This window comes from Neokomagataea tanensis (assembly GCF_006542335.1).
Lineage (GTDB): Bacteria > Pseudomonadota > Alphaproteobacteria > Acetobacterales > Acetobacteraceae > Gluconobacter > Gluconobacter tanensis.
The window spans coordinates 20370-39209 of record NZ_CP032485.1 but is presented as its reverse complement, the minus strand read 5'-3'; the positions used below and the strand labels follow the sequence as shown (position 1 = coordinate 39209).

The 18840-nt window shown below is 51.7% G+C and carries 20 protein-coding genes and 1 tRNA gene; 14 read left to right on the top strand and 7 right to left on the bottom strand.

The window, feature by feature from the left end; all coding sequences use genetic code 11:
* Positions 1–873, top strand: coding sequence for a peptide chain release factor N(5)-glutamine methyltransferase (prmC, locus tag D5366_RS00165; protein ID WP_141491780.1), 873 nt, complete (start codon positions 1–3; stop codon positions 871–873).
* Between the two features lie 213 nt (positions 874–1086).
* A complete protein-coding gene (locus D5366_RS00160; protein WP_141491779.1) occupies positions 1087–1644 on the top strand; it encodes a DUF4167 domain-containing protein in 558 nt (185 codons plus the stop codon).
* Positions 1645–1712: 68 nt separating this feature from the next.
* Here the strand turns inward: D5366_RS00160 and D5366_RS00155 are convergent, their stop codons facing one another.
* Together D5366_RS00155 and D5366_RS00150 are read right to left on the bottom strand one after the other, a co-directional pair.
* The gene (locus tag D5366_RS00155; protein ID WP_141491778.1) at positions 1713–2582 is read right to left on the bottom strand and encodes a glycosyltransferase family 2 protein; all 870 of its coding nucleotides are present in this window, start codon (positions 2580–2582) and stop codon (positions 1713–1715) included.
* A 36-nt stretch (positions 2583–2618) separates the two neighbouring features.
* Positions 2619–2693 (bottom strand) — tRNA-Met (locus D5366_RS00150).
* 180 nt (positions 2694–2873) lie between these two features.
* Here D5366_RS00150 and D5366_RS00145 point away from each other — a divergent pair.
* Positions 2874–4067: a mechanosensitive ion channel family protein gene (locus D5366_RS00145; RefSeq protein WP_141491777.1), complete on the top strand. Its 1194-nt coding sequence runs from the start codon at positions 2874–2876 to the stop codon at positions 4065–4067.
* 31 nt (positions 4068–4098) lie between these two features.
* On the opposite strand, the gene D5366_RS00140 is transcribed toward D5366_RS00145, so the two are convergent.
* Both D5366_RS00140 and D5366_RS00135 read right to left on the bottom strand, forming a co-directional pair.
* Positions 4099–5643, bottom strand: a complete 1545-nt coding sequence (locus tag D5366_RS00140) for an APC family permease (RefSeq protein ID WP_240775268.1) — start codon at positions 5641–5643, stop codon at positions 4099–4101.
* A gap of 42 nt (positions 5644–5685) precedes the next feature.
* Positions 5686–6528: an undecaprenyl-diphosphate phosphatase gene (locus tag D5366_RS00135; protein WP_141491776.1), complete on the bottom strand. Its 843-nt coding sequence runs from the start codon at positions 6526–6528 to the stop codon at positions 5686–5688.
* A 195-nt stretch (positions 6529–6723) separates the two neighbouring features.
* Between D5366_RS00135 and D5366_RS11885 the strand changes: the two genes are divergently transcribed.
* Positions 6724–6876: a hypothetical protein gene (locus D5366_RS11885; protein WP_240775267.1), complete on the top strand. Its 153-nt coding sequence runs from the start codon at positions 6724–6726 to the stop codon at positions 6874–6876.
* 10 nt (positions 6877–6886) lie between these two features.
* Positions 6887–7189 carry an MlaD family protein gene (locus D5366_RS00130; protein ID WP_240775266.1) on the top strand — a complete coding sequence of 101 codons (303 nt, stop codon included), beginning with the start codon at positions 6887–6889 and terminating at the stop codon, positions 7187–7189.
* A 21-nt stretch (positions 7190–7210) separates the two neighbouring features.
* Here the strand turns inward: D5366_RS00130 and D5366_RS11880 are convergent, their stop codons facing one another.
* From D5366_RS11880 to D5366_RS00120, 3 genes are all read right to left on the bottom strand, one after another.
* Positions 7211–7627 (bottom strand): hypothetical protein, encoded by a 417-nt coding sequence (locus tag D5366_RS11880; RefSeq protein WP_240775265.1) that lies wholly within the window; start codon positions 7625–7627, stop codon positions 7211–7213.
* 367 nt (positions 7628–7994) lie between these two features.
* A complete protein-coding gene (locus tag D5366_RS11875; protein ID WP_240775264.1) occupies positions 7995–8183 on the bottom strand; it encodes a hypothetical protein in 189 nt (62 codons plus the stop codon).
* Between the two features lie 108 nt (positions 8184–8291).
* Positions 8292–8669: a DedA family protein gene (locus tag D5366_RS00120; protein WP_240775263.1), complete on the bottom strand. Its 378-nt coding sequence runs from the start codon at positions 8667–8669 to the stop codon at positions 8292–8294.
* Between the two features lie 349 nt (positions 8670–9018).
* Here D5366_RS00120 and D5366_RS00115 point away from each other — a divergent pair, with 349 nt between their 5' ends.
* From D5366_RS00115 to D5366_RS00075, 9 genes are all read left to right on the top strand, one after another.
* Positions 9019–9996 carry a lytic murein transglycosylase gene (locus tag D5366_RS00115; RefSeq protein ID WP_141491775.1) on the top strand — a complete coding sequence of 326 codons (978 nt, stop codon included), beginning with the start codon at positions 9019–9021 and terminating at the stop codon, positions 9994–9996.
* Positions 9986–10852, top strand: coding sequence for a septal ring lytic transglycosylase RlpA family protein (locus D5366_RS00110; protein ID WP_141491774.1), 867 nt, complete (start codon positions 9986–9988; stop codon positions 10850–10852). Before D5366_RS00115 ends, D5366_RS00110 begins: the two co-directional genes overlap by 11 nt.
* A 42-nt stretch (positions 10853–10894) precedes the next feature.
* Positions 10895–12166, top strand: a complete 1272-nt coding sequence (locus tag D5366_RS00105; RefSeq protein ID WP_141491773.1) for a D-alanyl-D-alanine carboxypeptidase family protein — start codon at positions 10895–10897, stop codon at positions 12164–12166.
* Positions 12150–12800: a dTMP kinase gene (gene tmk, locus D5366_RS00100; protein WP_141491772.1), complete on the top strand. Its 651-nt coding sequence runs from the start codon at positions 12150–12152 to the stop codon at positions 12798–12800. Before D5366_RS00105 ends, tmk begins: the two co-directional genes overlap by 17 nt.
* Positions 12797–13738, top strand: a complete 942-nt coding sequence (locus D5366_RS00095) for a DNA polymerase III subunit delta' (RefSeq protein ID WP_141491771.1) — start codon at positions 12797–12799, stop codon at positions 13736–13738. The genes tmk and D5366_RS00095 overlap by 4 nt, the downstream gene beginning before the upstream one ends.
* A gap of 50 nt (positions 13739–13788) precedes the next feature.
* On the top strand, positions 13789–15333 hold the full coding sequence (gene metG, locus D5366_RS00090; protein ID WP_141491770.1) for a methionine--tRNA ligase: 1545 nt from the start codon (positions 13789–13791) through the stop codon (positions 15331–15333).
* Positions 15333–16118 carry a TatD family hydrolase gene (locus D5366_RS00085; protein ID WP_141491769.1) on the top strand — a complete coding sequence of 262 codons (786 nt, stop codon included), beginning with the start codon at positions 15333–15335 and terminating at the stop codon, positions 16116–16118. Before metG ends, D5366_RS00085 begins: the two co-directional genes overlap by 1 nt.
* A complete protein-coding gene (locus tag D5366_RS00080) occupies positions 16115–16945 on the top strand; it encodes an MBL fold metallo-hydrolase (protein WP_141491768.1) in 831 nt (276 codons plus the stop codon). The genes D5366_RS00085 and D5366_RS00080 overlap by 4 nt, the downstream gene beginning before the upstream one ends.
* Positions 16946–17416: 471 nt before the next feature.
* A complete protein-coding gene (locus D5366_RS00075) occupies positions 17417–18820 on the top strand; it encodes a peptide MFS transporter (RefSeq protein WP_240775262.1) in 1404 nt (467 codons plus the stop codon).
* The last annotated feature ends 20 nt before the right edge of the window (positions 18821–18840 follow it).

The window sequence follows — 18840 nt, the reverse complement described above, 5'->3', positions numbered from 1 at the left end:
ATGGTTTCAAAAGAGGTCTTATTACAAGACGCTGCGCGTCAATTAAACGATGTCGGGGTTGAGGATGCCCGTTCTGAGGCGCGTCGTCTTTTGTGCTGGGCGTTAGGAGTAGACCTTACGGGATTATTTTTGTGCCAAAATGTCGAGGAAGAGGCTGGTCTGCGTTTTCAAGAGGCGTTGAAGCGCCGCTTGGCCCGTGAGCCTTTGGCTTTCATTGTCGGGGAGGCAGGGTTTTGGACATTGGATCTCTATACCAGTCCTGCAACTCTTATTCCGAGGGGCGATAGTGAAGCTCTGATCGAAGCTCTTCTTGCCCAGCGCTTACCGAAGCAAATGCCCTTATCTATTCTAGATCTCGGTACTGGCACAGGATGTTTGCTGTTGGCGGCGTTGAGTGAATTCCCTTTAGCGTGGGGCTTAGGGGTAGATTTATCTCCGGACGCTGCGGCTTTGGCCGCTAAGAATGCCCGCCGTAATGCTCTGGCAGAACGTTGTGCGTTTATAGCGGGTGATTGGGCAGGGGCGTTATCAGCACGTTTTGATATTGTTTTTAGTAACCCGCCATACATTGAGAGTGATGATATTGCGGGGCTAATGCCAGAGGTTGCTAAATACGAACCGCACCGCGCGCTTGATGGCGGACAAGATGGTTTGGACGCCTATCGGCTTTTATGCCGGGCTTTGCCTAGTCTGTTGAATCACGACGGTATAGCCATCTTAGAGATGGGAATTGGACAGATTAATGCAGTTTCGGACTTCGCACAGCGATGTGGTTTGAGAGAAATAGCGCGTCACCGGGACTTAGGTGGTGTTGAACGTGCTCTTGTGCTGCAATTTGATAGGAAAAGCGTTGGCGCAGAAAGTCTTTTCTGATATGAAAACCTATACCGAAGGTTTAGGCAGCTCTTTGTAGAGATCAGCTCCACTCCGTCGGCTTCTCCTGTCGCCCGTCATTTTGTTGACCGGCGGTGAATGGATCGGCCGGTTTAGACTGGCCACAGCAAGACAGACATACGTCTTTTCGGCAACGGCAATAGCGCTTCGAGACAAGTGGCTATTACCCTCAGGAAAGTGCATCACAGTTCGATGAATATGAAGCGTATGAGAGGCCGGCAGCATCGTTCGGGCGGCGGCGGAGCCTCCCGCAATCATGGTAACGCCCAGACCCCCTTGAATCGCAACCACGTGTTCGAGAGTAATGGCCCGGACCTTCGGGTGCGCGGTACATCGCAACAGCTTTTTGAAAAATATCTCCAGCTCGGTCGTGACGCGACCGGTACAGGTGATCGTATTCTGGCTGAAGCGTATTTCCAACATGCGGAGCATTACTTCCGTATCCTCAATGCGATGAACCAAGCTGCGCAGCAAAGCCAGCAGGAGCGCGCTGAGCGTCAGCAGCAACGGCAGCGTGCGTATGAAGAGCGCCGCGAGACCACTGGGCGCGACCGTGAGCACCACGGTGATGATGGGCAGGATTATCAACATCAAGGTGATGAACACCATGGTGATGAGCCGCAAGAACATCAGCAGCCTTATGTTGAGAACGAGCGCCGCCATTATGCGCCTCAGCAAAGCAGGCGTTCGCGCCAGCCGCGTGATGATGGTTATTCATCTGAGCGTGAGCAGCCAGCGTCAGTGGACTGAGACGATTTGTTGATTAAAAAAACCGGCTTTTAAAGCCGGTTTTTTTATATTTTCGTCCGATGTTGTGGTCAGAGTTGGCCTAAAAAGCGCTCCGGAACATGCCATAGGGCATTACCGCTAATATGAAGGTCTAGGCGGTAGCGGTCATATTGGCGGGAGAGGGTACTTTGTAAGACGGCCATACATTCGGTGAGAATAAGGGGGTCTTGCAGATCGAAGCTGCACGATATGACGGGCAGGCCCGCCATCGACCGCAGCATATTTTCCCAGTCTTGATCTGGTAATCTTTGGTGCTGGCCTGCTTGTTCAGAGCACCAGGCTTGAGTGCGCGTCCGCTGCAAGCGCTTCAGGCCGCGGTTCAGATCTGCATAGCGGGTGTGGAACAGAAAGAGAGGGTCGCCAAAACTGGGAGCGCCCTCAGAGTAGCAATGAAAGCCGGGTGCCCAAGTAATGGGTTGTCGGATGAGGACAGGCTTACACATGGCGCTGGAAAATCTAACGTGGCGTCTCTGCTCGAAGAGTGAATACTCATCGTTTAAAGCATTTTCAAAAGACGGTCTGTGAATGACGTCAACGCCGATGGCTGTGACAACAGGGTGGTGATTTTTTTTAGAAAAATCGGTGAGAGATGAATATTGGGCGGGGTCCGCCACAAGCAATTCGTCTACATCGACGTAAATTACGCTTTCATACCAAGATAAAAGACTGGCGCAGAACTGGTTAATGAAGTCAGTGCGCTTTTCGTCGTCTTGGGGGGAGCGGGGAATTTTGAGTAGGTTGAAACCAGAAAGACCATCAGTCGAGCCGTCGTTTGTACCGTGATCAACGATGTAACAGGCTTCTGGGCCTACTTGTCTTCCGTAGTGGTTACACCATTTTGGAAGGTGGTCAGGCTCGTTATAGACCATAGTCACGATGGCAAGGGGTGCTCTCGTCATGGTGGCCTATTATAGTTTTTGTGAAATTGAGTGGAATGGTAGCGGTGGACGGATTTGAACCGCCGACCAAGGGATTATGATTCCCCTGCTCTACCGCTGAGCTACACCGCCATTCCTTGAAACGTGATCAACTTGTGATCGGCTTCGAGGCGGGTTTTTAAGTGGGTATGCCTTAAGTGTCAACATGGATATTCAAGAAAAATGCATTTTTAGTGTCGCATTTTCCTCCCAGCTCCTGTCTGTTAAGAGTTAGTTTGTTTTTCCCTCTCGTCTGTAGGAGCTTAATGCCCCGTGACGCAGCATTTCGTCAGCGCGCTCTTCACTCTTCGTTCGTATTTCTTCTGGCTGCCACCAGCTCTGGTATCTGTCATGATGCTGGCGTTAGTTGGGGGGTTGGCATTCTATGCTGGCAACCTGGTGACGTCAGTGTTGTTGCGTATTCCCGGGCCAAAAAGCGCTGAATTGATCCGAAAAATTGTTGGGGCCTTGCGTCGCCCGACACGGATTATGACCGCTTTGGTTGGAATGTTAACGGCGTTACCGACTGTTTCAGGGTTTTCTGCCAATACGGCTGAAAATATTGGTCTTTTCTTTCAGTTCGTTTTGGTGCTGACCCTAGGTTACGGTATGATAGTGGCCTTCCGTCTGATGACGGAAGCGTATCTCACGCGCTTATCTTCGCGCGAGCAGACAGACGACATCATGATCCGGACGCATCAGACGCAAATTCGCGTCCTGCGGCGTCTGACGGAAATATTGGTTGGCATTGTCACGGTTGCTTCAGCTTTGATGCTTTTTCCGTCCGTGAAGCAATACGGCGTTTCTCTGTTTGCGTCTGCTGGTGCGGCATCTCTGGTGGTGGGTTTGTCCGCTCGAGGATTATTGACGAATCTTATTGCGGGCGTGCAAATTGCGATCACGCAGCCTATCCGAATGGAAGACTTGGTCATTATTAATGGTGACTGGTGTTGGGTTGAAGAAATTAACGCGACCTATGTTGTGCTGCGCGTATGGGATTGGCGCCGCCATATCGTCCCGATTTCATATTTTTTGGAAAATCAGTTTGAAAACTGGACGCATAATTCAGCGGCGATTATCGGCGTCGTTTTCTTGTGGTTAGATTATGAAGCGCCAATGGACAAAGTCCGGGAGATGCTAGGCGAAGTAATAAAGACGTGCCCGCTATGGGATGGGAAGGTTTTTGACGTTCAAGTGGCAGACTGCAACGACAAAACCATGTCCATTCGTATTATTGCTAGTGCACGGAATGCACTTCAAAGCTGGGATTTGCGGTGCGATATTAGAGAAAAGATTATCGCACGTATCAGGGAAGAATGCCCCGAAGCACTGCCGCGCATGCGTTATGCCATGATGCCGCCTGGGCCGGGTGAAGAACACATGATGGATGCCATGATTTCTCCCCCGATTTCCCGGCCGCCATTTGGTAGTTATATGGGGCCGGGCTCTCCGTCACCACGCGGATAGGAGAGAAATCGGGTGGAGAGAAGTGAGCAGTTTACTCGTTAATTTCACGCATGGTGGAGTTATGACGTCCATAGTGGCGGTACGTTAACACGCCCAGCAGTGCATACCCACCAAGCAGGCCGAGAGGGACAGGGTTGCCGTGGAACGTAGAGCGAAGGATGTCAGCGACGAGAGGGCCTGTCATAATAAGGCTGAAGATAATGCCTAAGGACGGCACTGTGCCGATCCAGAAGCCACGAATGTAGACGCCTCCCAGTGGCACGCTGAACGGGCGATCAATGTCTGGGCGGGTGTTGCGCTGCCAAATTACGGTAAAGCAGACAATGCCAAAAGCAGCGGCCGTTCCGATTGAAACGAGATCGCTGATGATGTCGATCGGCATGGTCGCCGTCATAATCGCTACGATAATTCCGAGAATAATCGAACCGTAAGCGGGGGTGCGATAGCGGGGGCTGACGCGGCTGAAGATTTTGGGAATTAGGCCATCACGTCCCATGGTCAACAAAATGCGCGACTGCGCGTAAAGAAGTCCCATGAGAACGGAGCATAGGCCTACCGTAGCACCAATATTAATGAAAAAAGAGAGCCATGGAGTGTGCATGGCTGCCACGGCAATGGCGAGAGGATCGGCTACGTCCAGTTGCTTGTAAGGCACTACGCCGATGAGCACGAAAGCCACGATTATGTATATAACAGTACAAATCAGGAGGCTGCCGATGATACCGATAGGGACGTCGCGCGTTGGGTTTTTTGCTTCAGAAGACGCTGTAGATACGGCTTCAAAGCCTACATAGGCGAAGAAAATAACGGAAGAAGCCCTAAATACCCCAAGCACGCCGTAATGAAATCCACCAGCATAGGCTGGAAAAAATGGATGCAGATTGTCCATATTAATCCAGCGTAGACCGATGGCGACAAAAGCAAGAAGAACGCCTACTTTTACGATTACGATAAACGTATTAACGCGAGAAGATTCTTCGACGCCCCGGGCCAGCAGGAGGCTGACCAAAATTACGGCGACCAGACCAATAAAGTCTGCTTGCCAGTTGGCTGCGATTAACGTTCCGTCAGAACCTGGAACGGGTTGCAAAGTTGCATGGCTCAAAATGGCCGGAATATGTACGCCCGTCAGGTCCAGCAAGGATGTGACATAGCCTGATAAACCTGCTGCAACAGCGGTACAGGAAATGCCGTACTCCAGGAGCAAAAGCCAGCCGACAATCCAAGCCGCTTTTTCGCCCATCGTTATGTAAGCATATGAATAGGCTGAGCCGGAGACGGGTAATGTAGAAGCGAGTTCGCCGTATGCGAGGGCAGTGAACAGGCAGGCGAGTGCGGCGATAACAAACGATACCATAACAGACGGACCAGCAAACTCTGCTGAAGCTGTTCCGATGGTCACGTAAATACCCGCTCCAATGACGGAACCGATCCCGAGCATAACAAGCTGTGTGGCAGTAAGACTGCGTTTCAGGCCATGCGTGTTATTCTCACGCATGATCTGTTCGAGGGTTTTACGTCTGGCTGTTGTTGCCACACTCTTGGACTTTGTTTTGGATTGTATCGGTTCTGACATGATTTATTCAATGTGCCGGGAAAGGCGCCTCCTGGGAAGGGTTTAAAGAGCGATGCAAATGACGGAAAGCGTGCCGAACGCAATGCAATACAAGCCAAATGGAACGAGCGACCAATTCTCATGATTGCGGAAAAGGCGCAGCATGGCGCGTGAGCAAATCCAAGCTGTAATGGCGGCAGCGATGGCGCCGACTATGCACTGGACGATAAGGTCGTGGCTTAGTGGGATATGGCGTGATTGCCAAGCCTGATGAACGGTGGCGGCAAGTACAACGGGTTGTGCCATCAGGAGAGAAAAACGCGCGGCAGAGCCATGGTTTAAGCCGCGCAATAATCCGCCAGCCATGGTTGCTCCCGAGCGGGAGATGCCCGGAAAGAAAGCCAAGCACTGCCAAAAACCAATGATTAATGCGTCTTTTGCGTTGAGATTTTCAATCTCTCTCGGGGGAAGAGATTGTTTTTTGCGGATTAACATATCGGTCCCGATGAGTAGGAGACCGTTCGTCACAAGGAAGCCTGCTGCGGCGAGAGGTGCACCAAAAATCGAGCGCAGTTTATGCTCAAACACTGCGCCAAAGATAACAGCAGGTAGTGTAGCTAAAACGAGAAAAACGAGAACACGGATTGCGGATTCCTGCTTACTGGCACCGTTGGTGCCAGTCGCACTGCCTAAAAGACTTTTCCAATCTTGCCAAAAAACGCCCGCTAGACCGATAAGCGTTCCCAAATGCAGCATTGTGAGCAGTGGTAAAAAGAAAGGTGCATGCTCGTCAATTTGCCAGTGGAGGATGGCTGGAAGTAGTACAGCGTGACCCAAGCTGCTTACGGGAAAAGGCTCAGTAATACCTTGCAGAACTGCAAGGGCGAGGGTTTGAAGCAGATTCATGGGAATTCCTGATGCAGGAAGACTACCGTTTCCGGTGGCTCTGTGCTTGATAGCATGTGGTAATCAGTGTTTGCCTCATGGGGGCGTGCTGCGCAACCTTTGCGAAGCGAGTAGGCTGCCAGCTGCATTTTTTAGTGTGTGCATGTTTGTTTCAGACAGCACGTATCGTGAGCGTCTATAAGGAGTAAGAGCGTAGTGGCAAAGAAGACGCAAAAGCGCGGTAGTGCTGTTATGGCGAGCAGTGTTGTTATTGCGGCTGCAGGTGCCTTTTTGTTCTATGCGGCGGCGCTTTATCGTGGCCCGGTTCAGCACGGAAACCTTCTGCACGCGCGTTTTAAATTCAGCTAACGGCCTGCACGTGGGTGCTGATGTTGATTTGGCCGGAGTTGCTGTTGGTCGGGTACAGTCGATTCGTTTGGATCCGGCGAGCCAGATGGCTGACGTTGCCTTTACGGTTGATGAGAAGCTCGCGCTTCCCTCCGATACAGCGGCAGGGATTGGCGCGCCTTCTATGACATCTGATAATGCACTTCAGTTAAAGCCCGGACATTCGCCCAAGCTGCTGGGGGTGAATGGTTCTATTAATGATACACAGGACCAGCTCTCCCTCGAGCAGCAAGTCAGTAACTATATTTTTGGCGGTGGCGGTCTGGGGCAGTAATGAGGTCAGGAGGCTGCTGGCTCAATCGCTCATAGGGTAAGCTGAGAGCAGGTGTCTGTGCCGCAGCCAAGCGCGTAGCATTGTGAGAAGGCTGGAGGGTTTCCAGCCGCGTTTGCGATTATCTGCGCCGATACGAAAAGCGGCTCCATAATGTTTTATTTGGGTTTTGTAGGCTTCTAGCAAGCTCGTTTTTGGATCCCAAATATGAATGGCTTCTGCGCCGAGGCCATTGATTTCGATGATGCGTATATCTTTACCTTTTTTTAGGTCGTCGATGGACGGAACTTTGGCATCTATTCGTCCAAAATAAAAATCGGGTACGTCCTGCAGAATCTTGTCTATAGATGTAACAAGCTCTGATGTTATGTCCTTCTTTCCGTCGTGGAAGACAGACCCTTTGCAATAATTTCCAGTAAATACGAGTGGAAAATACTTCATCTTTTTTTAAAATCAGATCTTCTTTTTTTGAAATACGCTTGAAGTATAAATCGGCAGCATGGGAAAGGTCTGTTCTCTGCTGTAGTAGAGACTTGAGTGTGGATACGCCATCGCCGACCAATGTTGGTGATGTTTTGTATGTGAGAGAAGTAATTTCCCCACGCGCGCTGCCGGGGTGGCGGATGTAAAATATACCGACCTCAACGGTGTGTGTTATGAGTTCTTGCACCATGAGGTTAATTTGGGCCGGGTAGAGAGGGAGAATATCAGCCAGCTGTTCTGCTGACGCAATGCATTTAACCCCCGTACCGTTGCACCCGATGTCTGGTTTTAATGACGACGGGGAACGAAAGGTCGAGTTCCTTTATTAGCTGCATTGCACTGTGCGTAAAGCATGCAGGCCTGACGGGAAAACAGCGTAACGTGCAATGGATTCGGAGGCGTATTTTCCGGCCATATCTAGGATTGAGGCCTTGCTTTCACCACATAAGCCGCCCGTTTCGATGCGGGGGTTAGCGGCGGTAGCAATGCCGAGATTGCCATATCTGACGCCCATGACGACCCAGTAGGCGACGATTGGGGCGTATAGCAGGGTGTTGGAAGAGATGCCGAATTTCGCTGAAAGTTTTTTGAGCTGCTTCGCGGGAAAAAGGGGGCATTGTGATTAGGGCTCTGTTTTTTGGAGGCGTGCTATGAGGCGGCCCATAAAAGCTATTGTTAAGACTAAACCTGCTAGTCCGGCCCAGCGCCACTGAGACTGAAAGCTGAGCAGCCAATTACCGATGGATTGAGCGCAGAGGAAGAGTAGGGTCGTCCAGACTATGGTTGCGCCGATGACCGTAACGGTAAATGTTAATAACGGCGCGCCAAAATAACCGCACGCCGTGTAGAGCGGCAAGCGTGCTCCGGGGATAAAGCGGGAGATAGCTACAGCACGAAAGGTGTTACGACTAAACCATTCCTGCGAATGCTGAGTAATGTGCAAAAACCGGCGTAGCCAAGGCCATCGTGCGCCCGCAGCCCCAAGGCCATATAGGCCCATATCCCCTATGGCGACGCCGGCCCATAAAGCAGGCAGTGCGATGAATGAGGGGAGAGTTCCAAGGCGTGTAGCAATGGCGGTTTAAAACGGTTGCGGCATCTTCTAATATGAAGGTTGCCCCTACGATCGTTGCAGCCTTTAGCCACAAAGGCTGCGTAGCGAGTGTTGTAAGAAAGTTGTTCATAGGGATGGGATAAGGAAACCATTCATGCGCTGTAGGGTTTCGCATGCTAAGGCCTTGACCGCAAATGTCCTTTTTATGATGGCTTGTTTGAAGAAGACTGGTCGAAACTCAGGATGATTGCTAGCATCATATTGTAATCCGCGCCTTTCAGGAGTTGTGAATTCCGTGCTGAATAGACGTTCTTTGATCGTGTCCGGTGCTATGGCCTTGGGAGGGGCAAGCTTTGCGCGTACTGCGCAAGGGGCTGATTATGATGCTTTTCTGGCTGGGGTTAGGGCTGAGGCATTAGCGCAGGGTGTGTCAGCGTCGGTTATCAACCGGGCTTTGGCGCAGACAAAACAGCCGAATCCAAAAGTGTTAAAGTTGGACCGGCACCAACCTGAATTCACCCTGACATGGGCGCAATATCGGGATCGTGTTCTGCCGCAATCCCGGTTTGATAAAGGTCTTGATGTCTATAGCCAGACAGCTTCTGTCATGGGGCCTATCAGCCAAAGGTTTGGCTGCGATGACCGAGTTGTCATGGGGATATGGGGCATTGAATCGGGCTTCGGTGCGCATACCGGGACTTTTTCCGTTATCGACGCGCTGGCGACTTTGGCTTTTGACGGCCGACGTTCAAGCTTTTTCCGCAGCGAGCTTTTGAAATCACTTCAAATTTTGAATTCAGGCGATATCGCCCCTGAAGGCATGTTGGGTGGTTATGCGGGTGCGATGGGGCAACCACAATTTATGCCGAGCGCGTATTTGCGCTATGCGGCGGACGGTGACGGTGACGGCCGGCGAAATATTTGGACATCTACACCCGATGTTTTTGCGTCAATCGCAAACTATATGGGGCGCTCAGGCTGGCTGGCTGGCGAACCTTGGGGGCAGGAGGTGAGTCTGGTTGAGAACATCCCTGCATCCTCAATGGGTAGAAATAACACGTCTACCCTAGGTGAATGGATGATGCGGGGCGTGAGGCGCAAAGACGGTGAACCGTTCTCGCGTATGGACATTCGCGGGGCATTGTTGCAGCCGGATGGTCCGGGCACGCAGGCTTTCATGGTGTACCATAATTTCAACGTGATTAGACGTTACAACCCGTCTGATTTTTACGCATTGGCGGTTGGATTGTTAGGGTCGGGAATTGCGTCTTAAATATTGGCTTGGTGCGGCGTGTTGTTTGACGGTGGGGGCGTGTCATCGCCCAGCGCCGTCATCTTCTGAAAATCTGACGGCTCAGCCCCATTATACTCTTGGAAAGCCGTGGGCTGCTGGAAAGCATTGGTTCTACCCGGCTGAGCGCTTTGCCCTTAACACGACAGGTGTTGCGGTGGTGCAGCAACATGGTAGCGCTGGCGGCCTCACGGCGGATGGTGAAATTTGGCAGTCAACTAGCATGGCGGGAGCGATGCAGGACGTACAGCTGCCGATCATCGTCCGTGTGAAAAATTTAGCCAACGGGCGCGCGGTACGGATACGCGTCAACGACCGGGGGCCCGAGCGTAGCGACCGTATTCTGGCGGTTACGCCCCGAGTAGCCGAGCTTTTGGCTATGGCGAATGATACGCCCGTTCAAATCATTGAAGACGAGAACGCTACGCGTGCGCTGGACGACGCCTTGGGTGGTCCTACGCTTGAGGTAAAAGCAGCTCCGCTCTCTGGCGTGCATGCAGAATCCCTTGATGGTACGGGCGCCGTGCATGACTATGGGTCTTCCAGCGGAAACGACGCCAAAGCTGTAGAAAATGTGGTTGCAGATTTGCCACAGCAATGGACGCAGGAAGCACCCGGGCCGACCGGCATTTACGTGGAATTGGGGCGTTTTCAAAGCCAAAATGCTGCGCAAATGGTTGCACAACGCTGTTCCGGTCAGCTGCGATATGGCGCCGCACGGGACGGCTTGGTATGGAATGTGCAGTTGGGGTCCTATACGTCGCAAAAAGCTGCGGATGTGGCTCTAGACCTTACCCCGAATTGCGGGGTAGAGGGCGCACGGATTGTTATTAAGTAAAGTACCGGATTGTTAAGCTCAGTAAGAGGTAGATTTCCGGGGATGATGAGACAGGGTGGACACAACGTGCAGACAAGACGTTCCTTAATTGCCGGAGTTGCCGGTTTTGCTGCCTGCACGTCGATGGCGGCACCTATGGTGGCGCTTGCTCGGCCGCATCGCCATGCTGCTGCGCCACGGCATGCGGATGCACAAGAAGAGAATAATGCATCTGCCAATGGTGCGGGCATGGCGTCTCCAGCCAACACCCCGTTAGGGCCTGTCGATACAGTTGCTCGGTGGGCATATATTTTCGACTACACCACGGGCGCCGTGCTGATGGATAAGGCATCCAATGAGCGCATGCCCCCGTCGTCCCTAACGAAAATGATGACGGCCTATATCGTTTTTGGCATGCTTGCTTCAGGGCGACTGCACTTAGATCAGCAATTGCCGGTCAGTGAAAAAGCGTGGCGTACTCAAGGCTCCAAAATGTTCGTGCCTTTGGGGCAAACAATCAGCGTTGAAGACCTTATCCAAGGGATGGTTATTCAATCAGGGAACGATGCGTGTATTGTTCTTGCTGAGGGTATTGCAGGTTCAGAAGAGCGCTTTGTTGCGCTTATGAACGAGGAAGCGCCAAAGATTGGTTTGACCAATTCTCACTTTATGAACGTGACAGGCCTGCCGAACGACAGCCACTTTATGTCCGCGCATGACGTGGCGATGGTTGCGGGGCATTTGATCCGCGATTACCCTCAGTACTACCACTTTTTCGGTGAGCCGGAGTTTACATTCAACAAAATCCGGCAGGGCAACCGTAACGTAATGGTTGCTAAAGGTCTGGCTGACGGCCTGAAAACCGGCCATACAGATGCGGGTGGCTTCGGTCTTTGTGCTAGTTCTGACAGAAATGGCAACCGTATCGTTATGGTTATCAACGGTACGTCTTCAAGTAACGAGCGCGCACATGAAGGCGAGCGCTTGCTGTCATGGGCTTTCGCTAACTTCGAAAATGTAACACTGTTCCGCCGTGGTCAGCTGGTCGATCAAGCTCCGGTTTGGATGGGTGAGCACCGGAGTGTATCGCTGGTGGCTCCATCTGACATAACAATGACCTTGCCTTTGGGCTGGCAGCAGCGCTCTCAAATCAGTGTCGATTATGCGACGCCGATCATGGCCCCGGTTGTGCGTGGTCAAAGCTATGGCGCGCTCGTTGTATCAGCTCCTGGTATGGCGGATATTCGTTTGCCTCTCGAAGCAGGCGAGTCTGTTCAGAAGTTGGGTATCGTAGGGCGTGCAATGGCAAGGTTGGGTCATGGACCGGCCAACTAAACACGGTCTTTTTGTTACGCTTGAAGGTGGTGAGGGGGCTGGTAAGTCAACGCAAGCCCGCCGCCTTTCAGACGCTTTGCAGGCTCTGGGTTATGAAACACTTCTGACACGGGAACCCGGTGGTACGCCGGGGGCTGAGGCGCTGCGCAATTTGCTTTTGCATGGTAGCGTATCGTTGTCGTGGCGCGCTGAAATCCTGACATTGTTAGCTGCACGTTCTGATCATTTAGATACGGCGATACTGCCTGCGTTAAAGCGCGGGGTTATTGTCATTTGTGATCGGTTCCATGATTCGACTTTTGCGTATCAAGGCTATGGCATTGGTGAAGCGGCACCTGAGCGCCTCTCCTTCATTGCTGAAGCACGGCGTTTTATTCAGTGCGACCCTGATGTGACTTTGCTTCTTGAACTCCCGCGTGAGATCGCACGGGAGCGCCTCACTGCGCGCGGAGGGCCGGGGGATCGTTATGAAGATCAGGTTGAGGCTTTCCATGTGCGGGTTAGCGAGGGTTTTTCCGTTATCGCTGATGCTGAACCTTTGAGAGTAAGGCGGATTGACGCAGGTCTTGAGCCTGACGATGTAACGCAGAGCTTGGTTCAAGCTGTTTTGACAGAGTTTCAAGGGCGCCAATGATAGGTTCTGAAGGCCCGGATCATCCTAGGCAGAAGAACAAAGTTTATGGCCATGGGCAGGCGGAGCAGTCTTTTACTAGCGCCTTGCACAATGGGCGTTTGCATCATGCGTGGCTGCTTCACGGACCGGCCGGGATAGGTAAGGCGACACTAGCATTTCGTCTTGCGCGGGTTGTATTGAAGGGTACAGACTTAGCGAGCCCGGTCGGCCGTCGTATATCGGCAGGGACTCATGGGGATTTGCTGGTCATTGAGCGCGCCAAGGATGAGAAACGCGGCCGTTTGCGAGCGGAGATTACAGCCGCAGACGTAAGGCCTGTTCAAGATTTTTTGCATCATACAGCGGCCGAAGGCGGCTGGCGCGTAGTTTTGGTAGATGGGGCTGAGTTCCTAAATCGCTTTGCCGCGAATGCTTTGCTTAAAATTTTGGAGGAACCACCCCCTAACACGGTGTTGTTGCTGACCAGCGCTTCGCCCGGAGCATTGTTACCGACGATCCGTAGCCGTTGCCGTATGTTGGCGTTATCTCCTTTGCATGAGCGGGACATGCGCGCTGTTTTGCCCGAAGTAAGCCCAGACATGTTGTCGCGGGCTCAAGGGGCGCCGGGGCGTGCATTATTCCTAGCCATGGATAGCGATGGATCGATAACGCAGCTTTCACAAAAAATACTAAGCGGCACACGCTTAAACAGTGATATGCTTGCACAAATTGAGCGGGCTGTGCGTGATGCGGACGGTTTCGCATTGCTGTGTGATTTGCTAGGCGAGGGGCTTGCAAGCAAGGCGCGGCAAGAGGCGCGTTTGGGCAATGTTGTTCAGGCTGAGCGTGCGGCTAGACATTTTGCGGAATGTGAAGCCATGCGAAGGCAGACTGAACACATGAATCTTGATAAAGTACAGGCGATCCGGCAAGCGGCTCGGAGCCTGGCCGAGAGTTAGAAGAGTGTTTCTAGCCCTTGATAGAGAGAATAGTGACAAGACGGATGAGCATGACGCGGCGCTTTACGGTAACAACTCCAATTTTTTACGTTAATGGTGCGCCGCACATTGGGCATGCCTACACTTCTATTGCGGCTGATGTTCTGGCGCGTTTTCACCGTTTAAACGGTGTTGATGTTCTATTTGTCAGCGGTACGGATGAGCATGGTCAGAAAGTAGCGCAAACGGCTGAAGCAAAGGGCATGGATGCCCAGTCTTACGCCGATGCTGTTTCTCAGTCATTCCGTCAGATGCAGGAAGACATGGCTGTTTCTGCAGATTTGTTCGTGCGGACAACCTCCGATGCCCATAAAAAAGCGGCGACTGCTCTGTGGGAGCGCGTTGCGGAAAATGGCCATATCTATCTTGGTGCTTATGAGGGGTGGTATTCGACCCGCGATGAAGCTTTTATCGGCGAAGATGAGCTAGTTAAAAAACCAGACGGCTCCTTTGTTGCCCCATCTGGTGCGCCGGTTGAGCGCGTGAAGGAGCCATCTTACTTCTTCCGCCTGTCTGATTTTGAAGATCGTCTGCTGAAGTTATATGAAGAGCAGCCTGATTTTATCGGTCCTCATGGGCCGAAACGCGAAATTGTAAGTTTCGTAAAGCAAGGGCTGCGCGATTTATCGGTTTCTCGTACGAGCTTCGACTGGGGTGTGCCTGTCCCGGGTGATCCAGAGCATGTCATGTATGTGTGGTTTGATGCTCTGGCCAACTATCTAACGGCGACTGGTTTCCCGGACGAGCAAGCTGAGCGGGCAGGGCACTGGCCCGCTGATCTGCACATTGTCGGTAAAGAAATAGCACGTTTCCATTGCGTCTACTGGCCTGCTTTCCTTATGGCGGCTGGCTTGCCGCTCCCTAAGCGCATTTTCGCGCATGGTTGGTGGACGGTTGAAGGCGAGAAGATGAGCAAGTCTCTCGGCAATGCCTTAGACCCCAAAATGCTGGCTGATGAGTTTGGGCTGGATGCTTTACGTTTCTTTTTGATGCGAGAAGTACCTTTCGGGGGTGATTCTAATTTTAGCCGTCGTTCGATGATCACGCGGACGAATGTTGAACTAGCAAATGATTTAGGAAATCTTTGCCAGCGGAGTTTGAGCCAAATTGCGCGCAACCTAGATGGCATTTTGCCACAAATCGGAGCGCGAACCGAAGACGACGCAGCCATTTTGGCTGTGGCGGAAGCGTTGCCGGGCATCGTGTCAGAGCATATGGAGCGCCTGGCACTAAATGACGCGCTAGAAGAAATTTGGAAGCTTATCCGCGCGGCAAACTCCTATATCGACCGTCAAGCACCGTGGGCGCTGAAGAAAACCGACACCGAGCGTATGGCGGATGTCTTACGTGTTCTGGTTGATATCATCAGGACAATTGCAACGCTGCTTCAGCCGTTCATGCCGACAACCATGGCTCTTATGTTGACGCAGTTAGGCGTTGAAGAGAGTGAACGCGACTTGGCCGCGTTGAAGTCACCTCTGCCAGCAGGGCGCATTTTGCCTAAACCGCAAGGCTTGTTCCCGCGTTACGTTGAGGCAGAAAGCAAGGACGCCTAATGACGGGTTTAATTGACACCCATTGCCATTTGGATCGTTTGACGGATGTTGATGCTGCGCTAAACCTTGCACGGGAGCACGGCCTATCAGGGGTGGTCACCATTGGCACGCGCTTTTCTGAGGCGGAAAAGCAGATTGGCTTGTTGCAATACGACAGGCCAGACTTGCGTGTATGGTGCGCCATCGGTACCCATCCGGATCATGTGCTGGAAGAGCCTGAAATTACAGTCTCTGACATTGTGGAGCGTTGCTCGGTACCCGGTATTGTTGCGATCGGTGAGTCCGGCTTGGATTATTTCCACGGCGCGGAAGAGGTCCGGCCAGCACAGGCTGCGTCTTTTAGAACGCACATTGCGGCCGCGCGTGAGACGGGCTTGCCGCTTGTTATTCATACCCGGCAAGCTGATGATGACACCATTGCTATTTTGGAAGATGAAACACGGAAGGGCGCTTTCCCTTTTTTAATTCACTGCTTTGCTTCGGGTCCTAAACTGGCACGAGCTGCTGTTGCCATGGGCGGCTATGTGAGTTTTTCGGGTTTGTTTACCTTCCCGAAATGTGGAGAAATCAGGGAAGCAGCGCGCGGCGTTCCCGATGATAGAATACTCGTTGAGACCGATAGTCCATTTTTGGCTCCGGTTCCTAAACGGGGCAAGCCGAATACTCCGGCTTATGTTTCATATACGGCAGAGCATGTAGCGCGTGAGCGCGGCGTGTCTTTAGAAGAGTTGACCAAAATAACCACGGACAATGCGCGTCGTTTATTTCGGAGGATGACCCCTTGAAAATTACGGTTCTAGGTTGTGGCGGTTCTGCGGGTGTCCCCATGCTCGGAGGCGCAGAAGGTGCGTTAACCGGGCTTTGGGGGAACTGCGACCCGCGCAATTCAAAGAACCGTAGAACGCGCTCGTCTATCGTGATTGAAGGTGATGCCCCTTACATCCCAGCGTCAGCGCAAAATGAAGGAGAGGGGGGTTTTAGGCTTTTAATTGATTCAGGGCCTGATTTTAGAAGTCAAATGCTCGACCAAGGGTTGAGCCGTGTTGACGCTGTACTTTTCACGCATCCACACAGCGATCACACAAGTGGTTTGGACGAGCTGCGTTCTGTAAATCGGGTTTTGAACGCTGCGCTACCTCTTTACGCCCGGCAGGATGTTTTAGATGAGCTAAAGCAACGCTTTGGCTATGCTTTTACGCCTTGGAAGGGACCGGGTTTTTTTCGGCCAGTTTTTGACGAGCATCTTGTAACTGCGGAAGACACGATTTCTTTCCCAGGTTTTGATGTGCGGTTGTTCGAGCAACGACACGGCAAAATTACGACGCTTGGGCTGCGTATGGGGGCCTTGGCTTACTGCACGGATGTGGAAACGCTCTCTGAAGAAGCTCTCGACGTGCTGCACGGGGTCGATACGTGGTTGGTTGATTGCTTCCAGTACAATGAGCATCCAGCGCACGGATGGTTAGAGCGTGTGCTGTCGTGGAGAGAGCGCATCGGTGCACGACGCACCATTTTGACTCACATGGGGCCAGAAATGGACTACGACACGTTGTGCCGTGAACTTCCCGAAGATGTTGAGCCTGCGTTTGATGGCATGGTGATAAACACATAACGAAGAATGCGGCTGATTTTCGGGAGAAATTGGCCGCGTAGCATATATTAGTTGGCATAATATATATTATGCGACAAACGTTGGAATCAAAATATGCTCGCCTCTTTCTTCTTTTTCCTCACAAAACGCATTCGCTCACCAGTTTTGGTGCTGCGCAGCAGCAAATTTTGGTGCATTTGACTCCAAAAATACGCGGATTTGGTATTTAAAACGCGGGAAAATTTCAGTGGCATTTTGCCATCGAGTGTTGAGTAAAAATTTTAGGGCAAAATGCCACAAATTCAGTTTTTCGAAATTGCGGCTCAAAGTTATGGCAAAATGCCAATTCTAATTATGAATTATATGGCAAAGTGCCATAGCTTTGTGTTGTGACATTTTGCCATACCTCTCCCGCCCTCTTTACGACTGCGCTCCTTGCACTTAGGCACATCTTTATCGTCTGTCCCACACTCTACTGAGGCTGAGAAAACTTTGAGCGAACCCCCGATCCAAGACGCGGCGGCCGAGCGACGACCGTCGTCAGCTGTTAAGAGCACTCAATTATATGGGCATCCAATTGGGCTGTGGTTTCTGATTGCAACAGAAGTTTGCGTCGGCTTTTCCCAATACGGGTTGCAATCAATTTTTGTATTGTATCTGACCAAGTCCCTGTTGCTGCCGGGGCATTTGGAAAATGTGGTCGGTTTCGATGTGTTGGCTGCCTGTGTGAAGGCGATTTATGCGCCAATCGGCACGAAAGCGATGGCGGCGGGTATAACGGGTTTGTTTTTGACCCTTATTTTCGCAGTACCTATGGTTGGTGGTTACATTGCAGACCGGTTTTTGGGGCGTACACGCACAATTTCTCTTGGCGTTGTAATGCTCACATGCGGGCATTTTTTGATGTCATTTGAGGCAAGCTTCGTTTTTGCTCTCATTTTTTTAGTGGCTGGTTTTGGGGCTGCCGGCGGAATGAAGGCTCAGATTGGCGGGCTTTATGCGGTAGATGATCCCCGTCGGACTGAGGCTTATCAGTATTTTCAGCTGTTCTTCCAAATGGCTCCTATTGCGTCCCCTTTGATTTGCGGTGCGTTAGCGCAAAGTGCGTGGCATTGGGGCTTTGCGGCGGCCGGCGCAGGAATGCTGGTCGGCATGTTGATTTATTTGGCAGGGTTGAAGTGGTTGCCAGCTGAAACGCCACGTAAAACCGGGAAGAATAGCCTTGCACACACCAAACTAACAAAAGCTGAGCGTCGGTCAGTGATTGGTCTTGTTGCGATTTTGCCGGTACTGGCCCTCGCCGCTCTGCCCAATCAAGAAATCTTTGATGGCTATATGCTTTGGGCGGAAGATCACTACCAACTCACACTTTTGGGGTACGATTTCCCGATTAGTAGCCTTGTATCGTTGGACGCTTTTATCGGTACTTTGGCAGCAGTGCTTGTACTGGCTTTTTGGCGGATTTACGCAAAAATATGGAACGACCCAGCAGAGATTACTAAGGTTGCCGTTGCAACCTTAATTGCGGCAATTGGCCCGCTCTTTTTGATTTGCGGAGAGTATTTTTTCCCCGGGAAGAACGCCGTAAGTCCACTTTGGGGCGTGGCATTTCATACCTTCAACAATATCGGCTTTGGTATGAACTACGCGATTGGTATGGCTATGTTTTCGCGTGTAGCCCCTGCCCGTTTTAATACGGTATTGGTCGCTGGTTTTGTTTTACACTTATCTGTAGCCAATCTGATCGTTGGGAAACTATCGACCTTGATAGACCGCATTCCTGATACAGTGTTCTGGCTCCTCCATTCTCTAGGCGCTTTGGGCGGAGGGATTATTTTGCTGCTTTGCGCGATTTTCCTGAAAGATATCTTCGACCCGAAGGGCGAGAAGGCTTAAAGGTTTTGGCCCCGGCTTTT

Coding starts and splice junctions, on each gene's coding strand:
- D5366_RS11875 (WP_240775264.1), bottom strand. CDS start 8,183: ATGGGCGTCAGATATGGCAATCTCGGCATTGCTACCGCCGCTAACCCC.
- D5366_RS00120 (WP_240775263.1), bottom strand. CDS start 8,669: ATGGGCCTATATGGCCTTGGGGCTGCGGGCGCACGATGGCCTTGGCTA.
- prmC (WP_141491780.1), top strand. CDS start 1: ATGGTTTCAAAAGAGGTCTTATTACAAGACGCTGCGCGTCAATTAAAC.
- D5366_RS00095 (WP_141491771.1), top strand. CDS start 12,797: ATGATAGGTTCTGAAGGCCCGGATCATCCTAGGCAGAAGAACAAAGTT.
- metG (WP_141491770.1), top strand. CDS start 13,789: ATGACGCGGCGCTTTACGGTAACAACTCCAATTTTTTACGTTAATGGT.
- D5366_RS00085 (WP_141491769.1), top strand. CDS start 15,333: ATGACGGGTTTAATTGACACCCATTGCCATTTGGATCGTTTGACGGAT.
- D5366_RS11880 (WP_240775265.1), bottom strand. CDS start 7,627: ATGAAGTATTTTCCACTCGTATTTACTGGAAATTATTGCAAAGGGTCT.
- D5366_RS00140 (WP_240775268.1), bottom strand. CDS start 5,643: ATGTCAGAACCGATACAATCCAAAACAAAGTCCAAGAGTGTGGCAACA.
- D5366_RS00155 (WP_141491778.1), bottom strand. CDS start 2,582: ATGACGAGAGCACCCCTTGCCATCGTGACTATGGTCTATAACGAGCCT.
- D5366_RS00135 (WP_141491776.1), bottom strand. CDS start 6,528: ATGAATCTGCTTCAAACCCTCGCCCTTGCAGTTCTGCAAGGTATTACT.
- D5366_RS00105 (WP_141491773.1), top strand. CDS start 10,895: ATGATGAGACAGGGTGGACACAACGTGCAGACAAGACGTTCCTTAATT.
- D5366_RS00160 (WP_141491779.1), top strand. CDS start 1,087: ATGAATATGAAGCGTATGAGAGGCCGGCAGCATCGTTCGGGCGGCGGC.
- tmk (WP_141491772.1), top strand. CDS start 12,150: ATGGACCGGCCAACTAAACACGGTCTTTTTGTTACGCTTGAAGGTGGT.